Genomic DNA, 17,288 nt, shown 5'->3' on the forward strand with positions numbered 1-17,288 from the left:
GGCAACCCCACATATCAACAATTTAATAAGGACGTAAAGATAACTTATGATACCAGTTCGATGTTTCACCTGTGGAAAAGTAATTTCTACTGTATGGGAAGAATATCAACAGAGAAAAGCTGCAGGCGAGGATCCCAAAGAGATTCTTGATTCACTCGGGTTAGACCGATACTGCTGCAGAAGAATGCTTATCTCTCACAAAGAGACTGTTGATGAGTTGTATCCGTACACGTGAGACATGAATGAATTGCGGGGTCGTAGGGTAGCCTGGACCATCCTATTACGTTCGGGACGTAGTGACCTGAGTTCGAATCTCAGCGACCCCATTTTTCCATTCTCTCTTATTTGTGGATGTGATTTTCTATGACATATACACGTTATGAACGCGCCCGTATCGTCGGGGCGCGTGCTTTACAGATTTCCATGGGAGCTCCGGTTCTCGTGAAAACTGCAAAGATTGATCCTCTTGAAATTGCACTTGAGGAGTTCGACGCTGATCGGGTCCCGATAACGGTGAAACGCCAGTTCGGTGTCCGGTCAGAGGTGCTGTAAGTATGACTGAAATTGCTGACATTTTACTTCGGACAATTCTCGACTCGCGCGGAAATCCAACCGTCGAAGCCGAGATTTCCACGATCTCCGGCGGCTTTGGCCGCGCATGCGCTCCGAGCGGAGCCTCGACCGGCATCTACGAGGCAAAAGTCCGTCCATCTGACGAGGCTGTTTTTGAAGCCAGGGAACATCTGATCCCGAAACTTATCGAACTTGACTCGGCCGACCAGCGCGGATTTGATGAGACCCTTCATGAGATCGACGGAACGTCTGACCTTTCCGGGATCGGCGCCAACATCGCCGTTGCTCTTTCACTTGCGAATGCAAAAGCAGCTGCAAGTTCCCTCAACATGGAACTCTACCAGTATCTTGGCGGCGCATTCATTTCCCAGACCCCTCTGCCGTTAGGCAATGTTATCGGCGGCGGCGCCCACGCAGTTGACGCGACCGATATCCAGGAGTTTCTGATCATACCGACCGGCGCATCTTCTGCAGCCGAGGCTGTATTCACGAACGCACTCGTCCACAAACGCATCAAAGAGATCCTTATTGCGCGCGGCAAAGGCTGTGGAAAGGGTGACGAGGGGGCATGGGCTCCGCACATCGCTGACCTTGAAGCCTTTGAAATCGTGAACGAAGCTACCACCAAAGTCTTTGACGAGACCGGCATTGAAGTCCGCATGGGTCTTGATGTTGCCGCGTCAGAGATGTGGGATGCTGCAAGCGGGAGATACGTCTATAAGAATGCAAAGCGAACTACTGAGGAGCAGATTGCATACATTGCAGACCTGACCGAGACCTATAACCTGCTTTATGTCGAAGACCCGATCCAGGAAGAAGATTTCGAAGGGTTTGCACGTATCACCGAGGAAGTTTCCGGCCGTGACACCCTTATCTGCGGCGACGACCTGTTCGTTACGAATGTTGTCCGTCTGGAAGAAGGTATCAGAAATGATGCCTGCAACTGTATCCTGATCAAACCAAATCAGATCGGTACGCTGACAGATACCTTCGAAACGATCAGTCTCGCCCGTGATTACGGGTATGAATCGGTCATGAGCCACCGATCCGGTGAAACGACCGACAATACCATCGCACATCTCGCAACAGCATTCGGCTGCTGCTTTATGAAGAGCGGTGTTGTCGGCGGAGAGCGCATTGCTAAATTAAATGAACTTATAAGAATTGAGGAGCATTTCTAAAATGACCGACAATGAACTTGGAATTGAATTAAACGAACCATTAGTATCCGTAGAAGAATATCTTGCCGCCGGTGTCCACATTGGAACCCAGCAGAAAGACAACGACATGAAAGACTTCATCTACCGTGTCCGAGCTGACGGTCTCTATATCATCGATATCAGAAAGACCGATGAGCGCATCAAACAGGTAGCAAAGTTCCTTGCACGCTACGAGCCTGCAAAGATCTTCGTCGTTACTTCCCGTCAGTACGGTCAGTACCCGGCACAGAAGTTCGCAGATACGATCGGTGCACTCTCCCACGTTGGCAGATTCATCCCCGGAACCTTAACCAACCCGAAACTCCCGAAATATGTTGAACCCTCGGTCGTCATCGTTACCGATCCGATCGGAGATGCCCAGGTCATTACCGAGGCAGTCCAGTCCGGTATGCCGGTCATTGCACTTTGTGATATCAACAACCGTACAAACAATGTTGATCTCGTTATCCCGACCAACAACAAAGGACGCAAAGCACTCTCTATGGTTTACTTCCTGTTGACCAAAGAGTTCCTCAGACAGAAAGGCATTGTCTCAGCCATGACGGTTGAAGACTTTGAGTCTGAGTTCTAAAGCTGAAAAAAGCCGAAGGCTGCACTCAGCAAACAATAGAAAATCCCCCCGCATTTTTTTTAAATCTTTGATCCACTGAGTGGGGTCTGATATTTTCACAGACTGCATCAGAAGGCATTTAAATAAATATCCCCTTACATAATGTAATCTCGATAAAAATGCTTGACCAAGATAATATATCTCATCTATTGGACATTCTTGGAAACCGGAACCGCCGGCGGATCCTTGATCTTCTCCGCCAGAAACCCTGTTTCGTTACCGAAATATCCGATCGTCTGGTCATCAACCCGAAAGCCGTCATCGAACACCTTGCGATAATGCAGAAGGAAGCGGTCATCTCCAGTTATCAGGATGACAAACGGCGAAAATACTACTATCTCGTGAATGACTTCACCCTCTCGGTCCAGGTCACAAAAACCGAGCAGCCTCCCGAGCCGGTTTGTGCCGAAAATGGGGATGCACTCCCGCTTTCCGACAAGATCATGATGATACGCCGGCTCCTTGATTCCAGAGAAAAGCTCATCGAAAATCTTGAAGCTGTGGAAAAGGATATCGATGAGATGATGAGTGACGTGATCGTCAACGGAAGAACAGTTTTCCAGAACACTATCGAGGCCGAACTTCTTCTCGCTTTGGTGTATGCCCCGTTAACGCCAATAGAACTCTCCTACACCAGCGGGCGTAGTATCCCTGAAGTGACAGCGGCTCTGCGCTCTCTGGCATCCAAAGGCTATGTTCACGCGCAGGGAGGCCGGTATCTGCTTTGCGGCCTTCCGCATCAGGCACTGGAAACCACGGAACTCACCTCCTAATAAGAAATCTCTATAACCCTGCAAACAAAATACTACAGAGATGCGGTAATGGTCTAATGGCATGACAGGGGCTTCCCAAGCCTCTAATCCGGGTTCGATCCCCGGTTATCGCATTCGATTTTTATGATGCCTCATCACGCAATCAGCCTCATCGCCGAAAATCAGAAAGGTATTCTCAGAGATATCGGTTCGGTCTGTGCTGAACACAATGCGAACATCACCTCCATCCAGCAGGAAATACTTACCCGGGGACCTGACAAAGGATGTGCCTGGGCAGATATCGAGATCGAAGGCGGCGATGAGATCGATGCGATCCTATCAGAACTGAGACTCGTTTCAGGAGTTCGTGAAGTCGTTTTGCACGATACGTTCGGGGCAATATTTGGAAAGCGCGTCATCATCATCGGCGGAGGCGCCCAGGTTGCCCAGGTCGCGCTCGGCGCAGTGAATGAAGCCGACCGGCATAACATTCGCGGAGAACGAATCTCCGTTGATACGATCCCGCTTGTCGGGGAAGTCAATGTCTCGCGTGCCGTAGAAGCAGTCGGCCGCCTTCCCCGCGCCTCGATCCTTGTTCTTGCCGGTTCATTGATGGGCGGCGAGATAACCAAAGCCATACGCTCGATCCAGGCGGACGGCATCCCGGTGATCTGCCTGAAAATGGCGGGAAGCGCCTCTTCTGCTGCTGATCTCGTCGTCACCGACCCGATCCAGGCAGGGGTCATGGCCGTAATGCACATAAGCACGATCGGGGTATTTGATATCGAAAAAGTGAGAGGGAAAGAGTTCTGATGATAACACCAACAGAAGAAACCAGAATAGAAAAAGCCGTCCGTGTTTTATCCCGCGACGGACTTGTGGTATATCCAACAGAAACGGTCTACGGACTCGGTGCGGACGCTTTATCGGAGACTGCAGTCCTCAAAGTGTATGAAGCAAAACAGCGGCTTCTTGGAAAACCGATCTCGGTCGCCGTTTCCGATATCGAGATGATCTACGGGATCGCCGATGTCAGCCCGTTTGCGGAACGGTTCATCAGCAAATTTCTCCCGGGTCCGATCACGATCGTTCTGCCGGTGAAAAACTGTCTGCCGGGCGACTTGTCCGGCGGGACAGGTACGATCGGTATCCGGTATCCTGACCACACTCTTGCTCTTGAACTGATATCTGTGTTCGACTGTCCGATAACCGCGACCTCGGCAAACATCTCCGGTGAAGTCTCGCCGGTCAGTGTCGATCAGGTCAACGTCCCCCATGATTATCTGCTTGACGGCGGCGTTCTTCCGGGCATTCCGAGCACGGTCGTTAACCTTGATACAAGGAAAATCGAGCGTCCCGGCGCAATGCTGGATGAGATCGCTCATTTCTTTATAGAAAACGCGAAATGAAAAAAACCTACTCAGTATCCGGCATGACCTGTTCGGCCTGTTCTCTTCATGTTGAGAAGGCCGCGAAAAGTGTGGAAGGCGTGAGATCCGCCTCAGTGAACCTTCTGGAAAATCGTCTGGTCGTCGAGTCGGACGATATTTCTGATGAGCAGATCAGACAGGCTGTCCGCTCTGCCGGGTATGATCTGGTTATGGGAGAGCCTCCGCGGGAAGGATCTCTTCTTCGCCCGATGAAGATCCGGCTCATCATCTCTTTTGCTTTTCTTATTCCGCTTATGTATCTCTCCATGGGACATATGTGGGGTTTTCCTCTCCTTGAATGGACCCATGATCCGGCAAACGCCGGGATATTTGCTTTGTCCCAGCTTGGTTTGACCATCCCTATCGTCATCGCGAACAATAAATACTACACATCCGGGATCCCGGCACTCTTCCGCCGTGCTCCGAATATGGACTCTCTTGTGGCGATCGGTTCTCTTGCGGCGCTTACGTATGGGGTCTATGCTATCTATGCTATTTTTTCAGCTCTTTCGATAGGTGATCTCTCAGCCGCCAGTATGTGGTCTATGGATCTCTACTTTGAATCGGCTGCGATGATTTTGTCGCTCGTTACGATCGGCAAGTATCTTGAGGCGAGATCAAAAGGAAAAACCACTGAGGCGGTCAGAAAACTCATCGACCTTGCGCCGAAGACGGCGACGGTTCTTCGAAGCGGCGTTGAAGTGATCATCCCTGCCGAACAGGTGGCGGTCGGCGACTTAATCGTGGTCAGACCCGGTGCCGGCATCCCTGTCGACGGCACAATAACGGAAGGTTCGGCACCTATCGACATGTCTGCCTTGACTGGCGAAAGTATCCCTGTTGTAAAAAATCCAGGAGACTCTGTCTCAGCAGGAACGATCTCGCTCGGCAGTTTCACGTTCCGTGCGGAAAAGGTCGGCGAGGACACGACACTCGCGGCGATCGTTGAACTCGTCCAGAATGCCAATGCATCCAAGGCGCCTATCGGAAAACTCGCCGACAAAGTGAGCGGGATATTCGTACCGCTGGTCATGTCCATCGCCGTTCTTTCGGGAGCAGTCTGGATGCTTCTTGGCGAGCCGTTCACGTTTGCGCTTTCCATCGCGATATCGGTCCTCGTTATTTCATGTCCGTGTGCTCTTGGACTGGCGACCCCTGTCGCGATAATGGTTGCGACCGGGAAAGCGGCATCACTCGGTATTCTGATAAAATCTGCGGAATCTCTCGAGACTGCTGGTCGTGCCGACACGATCCTTCTGGATAAAACAGGGACGGTCACTATCGGAAAACCCGAGGTCACCGATGTCATCACGCTCTCCGGAACCAGAGAAGATCTCCTCACGGTCGCCGCTTCGGTCGAATCCGCATCAGAACATCCTCTCTCGAAAGCGGTCATCACCTACGCCGAGGAGAATGGGATCACATTCGTCAAAGCTCAGGAGTTCTCCGCGGTCCCGGGCAGAGGCGTCTCTGCTTCGATTAACGGGAAGATCTGTTATGCCGGAAACGCCGCGTTCATGGAAGAGAACGGGATCCCGCTCACTCCGGCGAGCGTCAACGGGACCCCGCTCTACTTTGCGAGCGGAAACGAACTGCTCGGCATCATCTCTGTTGCCGATAAGATCCGTCCGACCTCTAAAGCTGCCGTTGCCGGACTGCAGGCTCTCGGTCTGGATGTCGTGCTTTTGACCGGAGATACCCATACGGTTGCCGATTCTATTGCCCGGCAGCTGTCGATCAAAAACGTCATCGCTGAAGTGATGCCTGCAGAAAAAGAAGGTCAGGTCAGAACGCTGCAGGAGGCAGGTCATCATGTCATCATGGTGGGTGACGGGATCAATGACTCCCCTTCTCTTGCGAGGGCCGATGTTGGTATCGCGATCGGTGCGGGTTCCGACATCGCTTTAGAATCCGCCGACTTCGTTTTAATGAAAAGTGATCCCTGGGACATTGTCTCGGCGATCCGTCTGAGCCGCGCCACGCTTCGAAACATTAAGGAGAATCTCTTCTGGGCATTTATCTACAACACGATCGGCATCCCCCTTGCTGCCGGTGTTTTTTTTGTGCCGTTCGGCTGGAAACTTTCTCCCGGGTTTGCCGCTCTTGCGATGAGTCTGTCTTCCGTATGTGTCGTATTAAATGCTCTCAGGCTCAGATTTTTTACTTCAGAGCTCCCAACTACTTCAAAAGAGGAAACCATGAAAAAAGTACTTACTATTGACGGAATGATGTGCGAACACTGCAAAATGACTGTTGAAAAAGTTCTCTCGCGGATCCCCGGCGTTGTCTCCGCACGTGTGGATCTCAAGGCAAAAACCGCCACGGTAGAACTTTCCGGAAATGTTTCCGATGAAGAGTTTACTCGGGTGATTTCCGAGTCAGGTTATACGATTCTGTCTATTAACTGATAAAATCCCCAAAAATATTTACGTTTCTATTATATGTTCCAGAGCAAATAATACTATTAGATTTTTTTACCGCTTGATCGGAGGATACTTATTTGACATTAAACTACTCTGAAGATAACAAACGTTCGCTGTATGAAGGACTTCTTTACGGCTTCAACCGGGCGGGTGAGAGTTCACCTGCAGCTGCATATTATGGTAGACACATTTCATTCAAACAGTTCATGGATGAAGTCCATGCCATCGCAGCGGCTCTGGTAAAACACGGTGTAAAAAAAGGAGATTATGTCACCATTTTCCTCCCGAACATTCCCCAGGGAGTTCTCGCAATCTATGCTGTCAACCGGATAGGCGCAATATGCAATATGGTCCATCCCTTGTCTCCGCAGGAAGATATCGACTATGCGATAAAACTCACGGAAAGTAACGTGGTTCTTGCCTGCGAGGTGAATGAAGGGTTCCTCTCCGGAAAAAACATCGAGGTCATCCGCTGCAGAACCTCCGGCTACTTCCCCTCGACCCCCAAAGGATTCGTTCTGGACAAAGGATTCCGGTTTGTGATGCGCAAATATCCAAAGGTACAGAACGTTGCAAAGATCACTATTTGGGACGATCTCGTTGCTGAAGGAAAGAAGCTGATCAAAGAAGGTTTCCAGCTCCCGGCTGATGACGTGAAGCCGGATGATACCGCGGTGATCATGTACACCGGCGGAACAACGGGTGATTCAAAGGGTGTCATGCTCTCGAATTATGCGGTCAACTCCATGTCTATCCAGCTCTTAATCGACATTGGTGACGGAAAAACCGATGTGGGTGACGGGTTCCTTGCGATCCTTCCGATATTCCATGCTTTTGGACTTGCCGTATCGGTCCATGCACCGCTTATCTCGGGTATGAAAGTCGTCCTTGTTCCCAGATTCGACCCGAAAGGATGTGCCCAGCAGATCTTTTCCGAGGATGTTTTGTTCCTTCCGGGAGTGCCGGCGCTTTTTGAACGCATGTATCCCTACTTTGAGCAAAGAGATCTCTCACGGATGAAACTCATGGTCAGCGGAGGCGACCGCGTCTCCGAAGAGCTTGCAAATAAGTATAATGTTCTCCTGAAAAAATCCAAAGCTGATATCCTGTTCAGGACCGGATACGGGCTGACAGAGGCATGCGGTGCCTGTTCTCTTGTTGCAAATGAATATGAAAAACTTCCAACAGGCTGCGTCGGAACCCCGGTCACCGGCACAAAAGTCTGTGTGGTGAAACCGGGAACTACCGAACTCGTGCCCGACGGTGTTGAAGGCGAACTGTGTTTCCTCGGTCCTTCGGTCATGAAGGGATACTACAAGAACGAAGATGCCACAAAGGATGTTCTCCGCCTCCACGATGACGGAAATGTCTGGCTCCACACGGGAGATCTTGTTGTTATCAGAAAGGACGGGAACATATGTTTCCGTTCCCGGCATAAGAGACTCGTGAAGGTGAACGGGTATAATGTGTATCCGACCCTTATCGAGGAAGCGATGCAGAATCATCCGGATATCAAACAGGTCTGCGCCGTTGCGACCCCCTGGAAGCTGGACCGGAAGATCAAACTGTTTGTTGTTCCGGAAAAGCCGCTCGGCACCTTTGATGCGGCCGAAGAGGACAAGCTCCTGATCGAATACGCCAAAGAACAGATGAACCGCTGGAGTGTTCCGGTCAAAGTGGAATTTGTGGCCGATCTTCCGATGACGAAGTTCAACAAGATCGACTACCGTCTGTTGGAGAAACAGGAACTTTCCCGGGCGAACGAAAAAAAGCAGGCTGAGTAACATCATGGCACGTCCTGTATATAGAAACGATGCAAAAACGGAACTGGAGTACTCTGACGAGACGAAACAGTCTTTGTATTCCATGCTCACCTATGGTGTGGAACATGCAGGCCGTGAGGCCGTGGCTATTCAATATTTCGATAACAGGATCACGTACGGGGAACTGTATGATCTTGTCAACAGATGTGCTGCAGGCTTTCTTGAACACGGCGTACAAAAAGGAGACTTTGTCACCATTTTTCTCCCGAATATCCCGCAGTGCGTCATTGCAGTGTACGCTCTGAACAGGATCGGTGCGATATGCAATATGGTCCACCCTCTCTCGACCTTATCAGAGCTGGAGAACGCAGTCAAACTCACGCAGAGTAAACTCATCCTCACCTTTGAGCTGAACGAAGGTCTGGCGGCCGGCTTCGATGTCGATATCATCCGATGCAGAACGCCGGGATACTTCCCGCCGGGTCCCAAGGGATTCGTGATGAAGACCGTGTACTCCTACACGGTCCGGAAATCGCCGAAGGCATCGTCTCGCGTCACCGAATGGACGGATCTTCTGGCCGCCGGAGAAAAGCGGCTCCAGACAAAGCCGCTCCCTCCCTCTGATGTGAAAGCAGATGACACGGCTGTCATTATGTACACCGGCGGGACGACCGGACCCGCGAAAGGCGTGATGATCTCGAACTGGTCGGTGAATTATGTCACGACGCGTCTTCTTCTCGAGAACGTCACGCACACCGCCCATATCGGGGACGGATTTCTCGCGATCCTTCCGCTGTTTCATGCGTTCGGTCTTGCGGTCTGTATCCAGGCCCCGCTTTCGTCGGGAATGCGAGTCATGCTCTCTCCCCGGTTCAACGATAAGGAGTGCAGCAGTCTTCTTCTGAAAGAGAAGGTCGCCTATGTGATCGGCGTTCCCGCGATGTACGAGCGGATGTATCCGTATCTGAAAGGACACGACCTTTCCTTCATGAAGCATGTGGTCTGCGGAGGCGACTGGGTGAGTCATGATCTCGCCTACCGGTATAATGAGATCCTCGGAAAGGACAAGGGGGGTGCGGAGTTCCGTCCGGGCTACGGTCTGACCGAAGCCTGCGGAACCTGTTCTCTTACGCGAAATCAGTATCATGCTTTTCCGGAAGGGTGTGTCGGGATCCCGGTCGAAGGAACAGACATCTGTCTCGTGAAGCCCGGGACATGCGAACCAGTCCCGGATGGCGAAGAAGGAGAGCTGTGCATCCTGAGTCCTTCGCTGATGAAAGGCTATTATAAAAATCCGGAGGCGACGGATGATGTCCTCAAACGCCATCCGGACGGCAAACTCTGGCTCCATACGGGAGACATATTCGCCATCGGCGAAGAGGACAATCTCTGTTTCAGATCCCGCATCAAACGTCTGGTCAAGGTCAACGGATATAATGTCTATCCTCCCCTGATCGAAGCGGCGATGGAAGGATGTCCGATCGTCGCAAAAGCCTGCGCCGTCGGATTTAAATGGCGGGATGACCGGCGGATCAAACTCTATGTGACGCTTAAGCGGAAGATGGATCATGCTGACGCAGAAAAGGAGATCCTTGCCTATGCAAACGAACATCTGAATCACTGGAGTGTTCCAAAAGCTGTCGTCATTCTTGATGAGATGCCGATGACGAAAATGAATAAACTCGATTATATGGCTCTGCAGGACAGAGAATAATCACTCCTTTTTTTTACATAACGGGTCTGTCCGTCTTTCACAAAAAAAATCCTTTCTTCTCTCAGTAGGGACATTTATGCCGTTGAAAAATCACCCTGATTTCCGGGCATATTTTTGTGTGACCGCCAGCTATAATATGCTACCCTCCATATAGTAATGGTTCATGTCAGCCCGCATATACAGAAATGATTCCATCACCAATTTGGAGTATTCGGATGAGACCAAGAGGTCTCTCTATACCATGCTCACCTACGGTGGAACCCATGCAGGACCCGAAGCGACCGCTATTCAGTATTATAATAATCATATAAGTTATGCCAGTCTCATGGATCAGGTCCATGCCTGTGCAGCAGGACTGCTCCGTCACGGTGTGAAAAAAGGGGACTTTGTCACCATTTTTCTGCCGAATATCCCTCAAAGTGTGATCGCAGTATATGCAATAAATAGAATAGGCGCGATCTGCAATCTCGTTCATCCGTTGTCGACAGGGGATGAACTCAGGTATGCGGTTGAACTTACCGAGTCCAGGATCGTTTTGACCTTCGAACTCAACGAGGAACACTGTTCCGATCTCGATGTCGAGGTCATCCGCTGTAAAACCCCGGCATACTTCCCTGCGAATATCAAAGGCAGGATCATGAAGACGGTGTACAACCACAAGGTCCGTGATGCCAAAAAAACCACCGGCAAAGCTGGTGAATGGGATGAGCTTCTTGCCGAAGGTCGCGAATCCCTGAAAACCTCTCCTCTCCCTCCGCACGATGTACGGTCCGAAGACACGTCTGTTATCATGTACACCGGCGGAACGACCGGGCCCTCGAAAGGTGTGATGCTTTCCAATGGTGCGGAAAATTATCTTGCGACCGAGCTTATCTCTTACTATGTTCAAGGCCACCCTCACATCGGTGACGGGTTCCTTGCCGTCCTGCCGATCTTCCATGCGTTTGGTCTGACCGTCTGCATCCATACGCCTCTCGCGTCAGGAATGCGGGTAGTTCTCTGTCCGAGATTCGATGCAAAAGAGTGCGCCAGTCTCGTTGTCAAAGAAAAAATGGCATTCCTCTGCGGTGTTCCTGCGATGTATGAACGGATGTATCCGTATCTCAAAGGCAAGGATCTCTCCTGCGTCAAACATCAGGTCTGCGGCGGTGACCGGGTCACCCTTGATCTCGCGTACCGGTATAATGATATTCTCGGCAGAGAACACGGCGGTGCAGAGTTCCGTCCGGGCTACGGTCTGACCGAAGCCGGCGGAGCCTGTGTGATTACTGACGTTCATTATACCTCTTTATCAGAGGGCGGCGTGGGTGTTCCGTTCAAAGGAACTGAGATCTGTGTTGTGGCTCCCGGCACGACCGATGTTCTGCCAAATCCGATGGAAGGAGAACTGTGTATGATCGGGCCTGCGATCATGACCGGATACTACAAAAATCCTGAAGAGACGGCCGCAGTTCTGCGTGAGCATCCAGACGGCCGCGTCTGGCTCCATACAGGGGACATCGTCTCCATTGAGGAAGGAAACAACATCAATTTCCGGTGCAGGTATAAGCGGCTGGTCAAGGTCAATGGATACAATGTCTATCCGCTCATGATCGAGGCCGTCATGGAAAAATGCCCTGTCATCTCCCAGTCATGCGCTATGGGGATTCCGTGGAAGACCGACACGCGGATCAAACTCTATGTGACGCTGAAACATAAGATGGATCCTGAGACCGCAATAAAAGACATCATCTCCTTTGCCAAAGCGAATCTGAATCACTGGAGCGTTCCTGTCTCGGTATCTATCCTGGATAAAATGCCTCTTACGAAAATGAATAAAACAGATTATAAAGCACTGGAAAAGCAGGAATAGCTTTTCTTCGGTGTTTTTATTGAGAAAAAAAAATTATTTTTTGATTGAGTTCTTTATTAATGTCAGTCCGGCTGTTGTGAGGTATGCAACAAAAATCAGGAATGCCGCTACATATCCGTAGGCTGCCGGAAGGACATGCGGTAAAGCGAGAAGCAGAACGGCAAACAAAATGATTGCCGAGACGCCGATAATCACATCGAGTATCCAATCTTTCATACATGTACATTGTGCGTCGTGACTCTTATCCCTTTTCATATCCAATACATATGCATGGAAAAAACCGAGGCGCTAACGCTTCTCAAGCAGCACGTCGTCTCTCCTTCCCTTCTTGGTCACTGTCTCTCCACGGCAGCGGTTATGAAAGGTCTGGCCGCCGAGTTGGGACAGGACGCAGTTGTATGGGAAACGATAGGCATCCTTCATGACATCGATTTTGAGGAGATACACGAAGATATGGATAAACACGGGATCGCCGGGTATGAGATCCTCCGTGACGCAGGAATCGGCGAGGAGATCGCTCTCCCGATAAAACGTCATAACCACCTGCTGTTTGGATCTGACTACACAACACCTGTTGAAATCTGTCTTCAGGTCGCAGACAGCGTGTCCGGGTTGATCGTTGCCTGCGCATATGTCAAAGGGGGAAATATCTCTGATGTCTCGGTAAAGACGGTCACCAAGAAATATAAGGCCCCCTCGTTTGCCGCCGGATGCGACAGAAACAGGATCGCGCTTGGCGACGCTCTGATACCCCGTGAACGAATGTATGAGATCGCTATTTCCGAGATCACGGCGATAAAAGATGAACTGGGGCTGATGTAATGTCTGCAGCTGCCCAGTCATCCGTTCTCCGTGATCTCCAGAAAGCTCACGGAAAGCTGCTCGATGTCTCCCGGTATATCATTCCCCGGGACGATCTTGCAATTGCCTGTACAACGGTCAATGCCGTCGATCATAAAGGGGTCGCTATCGCGCGCGGAACGAGTATCGGGTTTGGTGTTGATGAACCGATCGTCCGGACACTTCTCACGATCCGGCGCTTTGATCCAAGCATTCGTTCAGCTGCATGTATCAGGTATGAAGATGATATCCTTCAAACCACGATCGAAACACTCCGCGACGTTGAGACGTATGAGCCGGAAAAGTATCCGCCGGGTATTTCGACCATGGACTGGGGTATTGCTTCCGTGTGCAGGAAAGGCGTGCCGCTCGCGATCGCCTGTCCGGAATCCGCCCGCGGTCCAGGCAGGATCTACGTGCTTGGCACCACGCCGGACGAGGTAGCAAACAGAATACTTATCATATCTCAACGTCTTACATATATAGACATCTGAGGAATACTCATGGGAATCAAGCCAAGTTATATCAAATCAATGGGCATTGCCCTTCTCGAACAGCACGGAAAAAGCTTCAACGGCAACTTTGACGACAACAAGAAAGTTGTTACTGAAATCACGACCATTGAGAGCAAAATGATCCGCAACCGGGTCGCAGGCTACGTCACCCGCAAGGTCAACACGACCCCCGCCCGCCGGTAACGTATCCGGCCCAATATCTTTTTCCTGCGTTTTTTCGCATCTGCCGCGTACGTATGCGTGCAGATTTTCAGCTATCTTCTCCCAAATTGATTGTATCCAGTATTCTCAAAATAGGCGGGAAGGGGCGGATCCAAGCTGATTTTGAGGTTATTGAAGGTATCTGTTCACAGCTGGAACACAGCTCCGTGACCCGGACAGACCATCCATCGTTTTCCCTGCATCAGATCATATGCCGCATAACGTTCTGCCGCCGCCTTCTTTGAATCTTCGTTGACGCTTCCGCCGGCAAGTATGGCCGGATATCTGTTGGAAATCATCTGTTCGGGCGTGAAACTGTCGGGATTTATCAGAATATCTCCGGTGAATATCAGACCGCGTTCTTTCTCCAGAAAGATCATCGAACCTTCGACATGGCCGCCAAACCCCTCATATACCGTAAAGGTAAGACCCGCAGCGTTCAGCCCGCCGATAGGAGACAGCGGAATCGAGTGATCGGGTTTGACCGAATCTATAAGCCTGACGTTTTCTAAGGAAGGCGTTTTATAGCCGGTCATCATCACCACCATGTCGTAAAACGGCGCCCGATCCTGTTTTTTGACCCGGTAGTTTGGAACCCCGGTCTTTTCCCGCATGAAGTTCTCCATGCTTGTGGCATTCAGATACACGCAGTCGAAAAGATCCATCGCTCCCATGTGATCCATATCGATATGAGTGATCAGAAGTTCGGTCTTCTTTTCAGAAATTTCCGGGTAGAGCGAGAGCACCGTTTTTTTCAGATCTTCTGCATAACAGGGAAAACCGCAGTCGATCATCAGAAATCCGTCAGGTGTCTTCAGGATATAGGTGTTGCTTCCGCACGGCGGTTCGATGCGGGTGATCTCGATCCCGCCAAGCGTGTGTTCGTATATCTCTGGGATATACCCGGCTCCTCTGCTTTCTGCAATATGATCTGCATATCCGCAGATCGCTGAAACTATTTTATCAGGATCATCCCTGCCGTGATATTCAATGACCTTTCCGGCATTGTTTACAAAACGACGTTTTTCTTCATCCGTAAAGGAAAACATACCGGCTATTTTATCAGCTTTGTCGGCGGGGAACAGATTATTCATTGTTTACAGTAAAGGGTCGGGAGATAATATGAATATTATTGTTAGAAAATACGGGCTGTCTTCGGATCAAACATCAATGTATCCGCAGTCGAACTGATCGCCATACTCATATAGAACCGTTTACTGATGTAAGAAAGATTCACAGGTCAGCTGTGGCAAAACAGATAAAAAAGAAAAAGAGATTCGGGTAAGAAGACCCCGGATCGTTCCGGCAGTCCCTGAGGTTCTCCCGGTCTTTTGGAAATTCGCATTACACTTCTGCTGCATGTGCAGCGGCAAGTTTTGCGGCTTTCGCAGCAGACTTTCCCTTTGTTCTTTTCATTCGGAACAGCTCTTCGCGTTCCATTTCATCGAGCCGCATCTTGATAAAATTGCGGGCCTCGATCAACTCCGGAATAACTTTGAATTCCAGGGCATTCACACGGCGCTTTGTACTTTCGATCTCATCTAAGAGACGCTTCATAGTCGTCTCCAGTTCAGCGGAGAGAATGATACACTCCACTAACTCCTCGAATGCATCAGCAGCCTCGTCGATCGCGGCGGATGTTCCAAGAACACCGTAACCGCGGTTCGTAAGAGACTTCTTCACACTCTGGGATTCGATCTTTGGTACAACTACTCCCATAATGTTCTTGCTTTTGAGGTCGATCACCGGGTTTTCGGATGCCGAAAACGCCGCTGATTTGACTCCGATACTTCCGTCCACAGTTTCTGCGATCGCAATCATTTTCTGTGCACGTTCGTACTTCTCCGCAAGTTGATTTTTGAGATCTTTAGCTTCCGCTAACACCTTGAAGAATTCAAGGATAAGTCCGTCGCGCTTCATTTTCAGAAGCTTATACCCACGTTCCGAGAGTTTGATACGCTTTTTCAGGGCGATCAGTTCGGATCTGGTAGGCTTCACGTTCAGCGCCATGACTTAATCACTTCCTGTAGTTCGGGTGATAGGTCTTGATGAGGTCACGGTCGATACGCTTCTCAAGTTCGCTCTCCGGGAGCTGGGTGAACATACCCCATCCAACATCAAGTGTCTGAGCGATGGTTCTGTCCTCGTCGGATCCCTGACGAACGAACTTGTTCTCGAATGCATCGGCGAACTCTAAGAATTTCTGGTCACGCTCTGAGAGTGCGTCTTTTCCGACAATGGCCACTAAGCCGCGGAGATCGACACCTTCTGCGTAACCGGAATACATCATATCAGAGACCTTCTTGTGGTCATCACGGGTCATGCCCTTTCCGATACCGAGGTTCATCAGACGGGACAGGGACGGCAGAACGTTGATCGGCGGATAGATACCCTTACGGTGTAACTCCGGGGAAATAACGATCTGACCTTCCGTGATGTATCCGGTAAGATCGGGGATCGGGTGGGTGATATCGTCACCGGGCATGGTCAGGATCGGGATCTGGGTCACGGATCCTTTCAGGCCCTTGATGATACCTGCACGCTCGTAGATGGATGCAAGATCGGTATACATGTAACCCGGATATCCGCGGCGGCCTGGAACTTCTTCACGGGCAGCGCCAATCTGACGAAGCGCTTCACAGTAGTTTGTCATATCGGTCAGGATAACCAGTACGTGGTAACCAAGCTCGTATGCGAGGTACTCGGCGGTGGTGAGTGCGAGACGCGGGGTGACCGTACGCTCGACGGCGGGGTCGTCAGCGAGGTTCAGGAACACGACTGCACGCTCGAGTGCACCGGTTCTCTCGAAGTCTGCCATGAAGTAGTTTGCTTCTTCACGGGTGATACCCATTGCAGCGAAAACTACGGCGAACTCGTCGGATGATCCGGGCACTTTTGCCTGACGGGCGATCTGAAGGGCGATCTCGTTGTGCGGTAAACCGGCAGACGAGAAGATCGGGAGCTTCTGACCGCGGACAAGGGTGTTGGTTCCGTCGATGGTGGAGATACCGGTCTGGATGAAATCCCTCGGCGTTCCGCGTGCGTACGGGTTGATAGCTGCTCCGTTGATGTCGAGACGTTTGTCGGGGACGATCGCCGGTCCGCCGTCAATGGGCTTTCCACCGCCGGACAGGATACGTCCGAGCATGGTCTTTGAGACGGGCATCTTGAAGGTTTCACCAAGGAACCTGACACCGGTGTCGCGTCCAAGACCGGTCGTGGTCTCGAAACACTGGACAACGACGAGATCTTCGGAGGTATCAAGGACCTGTCCGCGTTTCATCGTGCCGTCGGCAAGAACAAGGCTGACCTGCTCTTCGTAGCTGACCGGCTCTGTCTTCTCGACGAAAAGCAGTGGTCCGGCAACTTTAGAGACTGTCTTATATTCTTTCATG

General features: G+C 50.8%; 18 protein-coding genes and 2 tRNA genes. 16 read left to right on the top strand and 4 right to left on the bottom strand.

The genetic code is table 11. The features are described 5' to 3' along the window. Nucleotides 1-46: 46 nt before the first annotated feature. The 13 genes from H575_RS09160 (at nucleotide 47) to H575_RS06725 (ending at nucleotide 12,337) form a co-directional block, all read left to right on the top strand. The gene (locus tag H575_RS09160; RefSeq protein WP_081406697.1) at nucleotides 47-235 is read left to right on the top strand and encodes a DNA-directed RNA polymerase subunit N; all 189 of its coding nucleotides are present in this window, start codon (nucleotides 47-49) and stop codon (nucleotides 233-235) included. A 16-nt stretch (nucleotides 236-251) separates the two neighbouring features. Continuing rightward, nucleotides 252-326, top strand: a tRNA-Pro gene (locus tag H575_RS06670). A gap of 37 nt (nucleotides 327-363) precedes the next feature. After that, on the top strand, nucleotides 364-552 hold the full coding sequence (locus tag H575_RS06675) for a DNA-directed RNA polymerase subunit K (protein ID WP_042699830.1): 189 nt from the start codon (nucleotides 364-366) through the stop codon (nucleotides 550-552). A 2-nt stretch (nucleotides 553-554) separates the two neighbouring features. Further along, nucleotides 555-1,754, top strand: coding sequence for a phosphopyruvate hydratase (gene eno, locus H575_RS06680; protein ID WP_042699831.1), 1,200 nt, complete (start codon nucleotides 555-557; stop codon nucleotides 1,752-1,754). Nucleotide 1,755: 1 nt separating this feature from the next. After that, complete coding sequence (gene rpsB, locus H575_RS06685; protein ID WP_042699835.1) at nucleotides 1,756-2,364, top strand: 30S ribosomal protein S2; 609 nt, start codon at nucleotides 1,756-1,758, stop codon at nucleotides 2,362-2,364. A 158-nt stretch (nucleotides 2,365-2,522) separates the two neighbouring features. Continuing rightward, nucleotides 2,523-3,176: an ArsR family transcriptional regulator gene (locus tag H575_RS08980; RefSeq protein WP_081406698.1), complete on the top strand. Its 654-nt coding sequence runs from the start codon at nucleotides 2,523-2,525 to the stop codon at nucleotides 3,174-3,176. A 42-nt stretch (nucleotides 3,177-3,218) separates the two neighbouring features. Further along, nucleotides 3,219-3,289 (top strand) — tRNA-Gly (locus H575_RS06695). Nucleotides 3,290-3,299: 10 nt separating this feature from the next. Continuing rightward, nucleotides 3,300-3,968 carry a DUF5612 domain-containing protein gene (locus tag H575_RS06700; protein ID WP_042699837.1) on the top strand — a complete coding sequence of 223 codons (669 nt, stop codon included), beginning with the start codon at nucleotides 3,300-3,302 and terminating at the stop codon, nucleotides 3,966-3,968. Next, nucleotides 3,968-4,564 carry an L-threonylcarbamoyladenylate synthase gene (locus tag H575_RS06705; RefSeq protein ID WP_042699839.1) on the top strand — a complete coding sequence of 199 codons (597 nt, stop codon included), beginning with the start codon at nucleotides 3,968-3,970 and terminating at the stop codon, nucleotides 4,562-4,564. The genes H575_RS06700 and H575_RS06705 overlap by 1 nt, the downstream gene beginning before the upstream one ends. Beyond that, entirely contained in the window at nucleotides 4,561-6,993 is a 2,433-nt protein-coding gene (locus H575_RS06710) for a heavy metal translocating P-type ATPase (protein WP_042699842.1), read from the top strand. Before H575_RS06705 ends, H575_RS06710 begins: the two co-directional genes overlap by 4 nt. Nucleotides 6,994-7,085: 92 nt before the next feature. After that, complete coding sequence (locus H575_RS06715; RefSeq protein ID WP_081406699.1) at nucleotides 7,086-8,792, top strand: class I adenylate-forming enzyme family protein; 1,707 nt, start codon at nucleotides 7,086-7,088, stop codon at nucleotides 8,790-8,792. A 4-nt stretch (nucleotides 8,793-8,796) separates the two neighbouring features. Then, nucleotides 8,797-10,485, top strand: a complete 1,689-nt coding sequence (locus H575_RS06720) for a class I adenylate-forming enzyme family protein (RefSeq protein ID WP_042699847.1) — start codon at nucleotides 8,797-8,799, stop codon at nucleotides 10,483-10,485. Between the two features lie 163 nt (nucleotides 10,486-10,648). Next, on the top strand, nucleotides 10,649-12,337 hold the full coding sequence (locus H575_RS06725; protein ID WP_042699850.1) for a class I adenylate-forming enzyme family protein: 1,689 nt from the start codon (nucleotides 10,649-10,651) through the stop codon (nucleotides 12,335-12,337). Nucleotides 12,338-12,370: 33 nt separating this feature from the next. Here the strand turns inward: H575_RS06725 and H575_RS06730 are convergent, their stop codons facing one another. Further along, on the bottom strand, nucleotides 12,371-12,553 hold the full coding sequence (locus H575_RS06730) for a hypothetical protein (protein ID WP_042699853.1): 183 nt from the start codon (nucleotides 12,551-12,553) through the stop codon (nucleotides 12,371-12,373). 54 nt (nucleotides 12,554-12,607) lie between these two features. On the opposite strand from H575_RS06730, the gene H575_RS06735 reads away from it, so the two are divergent. The 3 genes from H575_RS06735 to H575_RS06745 are packed head-to-tail and all read left to right on the top strand — an operon-like array spanning nucleotide 12,608 to nucleotide 13,875. Then, nucleotides 12,608-13,159 (top strand): HDIG domain-containing metalloprotein, encoded by a 552-nt coding sequence (locus H575_RS06735; RefSeq protein ID WP_042699856.1) that lies wholly within the window; start codon nucleotides 12,608-12,610, stop codon nucleotides 13,157-13,159. Further along, a complete protein-coding gene (locus H575_RS06740) occupies nucleotides 13,159-13,671 on the top strand; it encodes a thiamine-phosphate synthase family protein (protein ID WP_052320004.1) in 513 nt (170 codons plus the stop codon). The genes H575_RS06735 and H575_RS06740 overlap by 1 nt, the downstream gene beginning before the upstream one ends. 9 nt (nucleotides 13,672-13,680) lie before the next feature. After that, entirely contained in the window at nucleotides 13,681-13,875 is a 195-nt protein-coding gene (locus H575_RS06745) for a 30S ribosomal protein S17e (protein WP_042699859.1), read from the top strand. 164 nt (nucleotides 13,876-14,039) lie between these two features. Here the strand turns inward: H575_RS06745 and H575_RS06750 are convergent, their stop codons facing one another. The 3 genes from H575_RS06750 to H575_RS06760 all read right to left on the bottom strand — a co-directional run bounded on the left by H575_RS06750 (nucleotide 14,040) and on the right by H575_RS06760 (nucleotide 17,287). Next, nucleotides 14,040-14,987 (bottom strand): MBL fold metallo-hydrolase, encoded by a 948-nt coding sequence (locus H575_RS06750; RefSeq protein ID WP_042699862.1) that lies wholly within the window; start codon nucleotides 14,985-14,987, stop codon nucleotides 14,040-14,042. Between the two features lie 250 nt (nucleotides 14,988-15,237). Beyond that, on the bottom strand, nucleotides 15,238-15,903 hold the full coding sequence (locus H575_RS06755; protein WP_042699865.1) for a V-type ATP synthase subunit D: 666 nt from the start codon (nucleotides 15,901-15,903) through the stop codon (nucleotides 15,238-15,240). A 7-nt stretch (nucleotides 15,904-15,910) separates the two neighbouring features. Next, on the bottom strand, nucleotides 15,911-17,287 hold the full coding sequence (locus H575_RS06760; protein ID WP_042699868.1) for a V-type ATP synthase subunit B: 1,377 nt from the start codon (nucleotides 17,285-17,287) through the stop codon (nucleotides 15,911-15,913). Nucleotide 17,288: the final 1 nt, after the last annotated feature.

The sequence above is a fragment of the Methanocorpusculum bavaricum DSM 4179 genome, assembly GCF_000430905.1.
In the GTDB taxonomy this organism is placed as follows: Archaea; Halobacteriota; Methanomicrobia; order Methanomicrobiales; family Methanocorpusculaceae; genus Methanocorpusculum; species Methanocorpusculum parvum.